The organism is Xanthomonas populi, assembly GCF_002940065.1.
GTDB lineage: Bacteria > Pseudomonadota > Gammaproteobacteria > Xanthomonadales > Xanthomonadaceae > Xanthomonas > Xanthomonas populi.
This window is the reverse complement of sequence record NZ_MDEJ01000304.1, coordinates 1-745: the sequence shown is the minus strand read 5'-3', so window position 1 is coordinate 745 and position 745 is coordinate 1. Positions and strand designations below refer to the sequence as shown.

Here is a 745-nt window from a genome sequence, read left to right as displayed (position 1 = left end):
ACGTCTTCAGCCGCGCGTTCTCGGCCTCAAGGTCTTTGAGCCGCTTGGCATCGGGCACGCGCATCCCGCCGAACTTGCTGCGCCACAGATAGTACGAGGCCTCGCTGAAGCCATGGCGCCAGCACAGGTCCTTGATCGCCACGCCGCTTTCGGCTTCGCGCAGAAAGCCGATGACCTGCTCGTCGGTAAAACGCTTCTTCACGTCCAATCTCCTTCGGGGTAGGGAATTGGACTCCAAACTGGCGTGCTACTCAGGGCGGGGGGACGTCGCTCGTACTTCGACAAGGGGCATGAGCAATGGCTCAAGAACCAATCTATGCCGCTTGTGGCTGGCGAAACGGAACACGAAATCCGGGTGCAACCCAAACCAGTGCACTGACCAAGCCAGCGAATACCCGTATCAGTAAACCTCGCCCTCAAATGTAATCGGCTTATAGGAGCCAATCGCCATCGAGACAGACGCGGCTGAAGAGATGCGGGAAGGCATAGCGGTCGGAGCTGCGGTTGGTGAACTGGATACCGTTATCCGTCAGAACCGTCTGCAGAGCATAGGGCACCGCCTGGATCACAGTGCGCAGGAATTGCGCTGCAACCAGCTTGTTGGCCGAGGCGTGCAGTTCGGTGAGCGCAAACTTTGACGTTCTGTCGATGGCCACGAACAAATAAAGCTTGCCCTCGGATGTTTGTACCTGTGCGATATCGATATGAAAGTAGCCGACCGGATCGCTTTTGAACCGCTTCTTGG

At 57.3% G+C, this 745-nt stretch carries 1 protein-coding gene and 1 pseudogene; both read right to left on the bottom strand.

What is annotated here, in order from left to right; genetic code table 11:
- Positions 1-202: transposase (locus tag XpopCFBP1817_RS21000; protein ID WP_146090206.1), on the bottom strand; the 202-nt coding region annotated here is incomplete at its 3' end.
- Positions 203-449: 247 nt separating this feature from the next.
- Positions 450-745: pseudogene (locus tag XpopCFBP1817_RS20990) on the bottom strand (DDE-type integrase/transposase/recombinase); the annotation flags it as partial.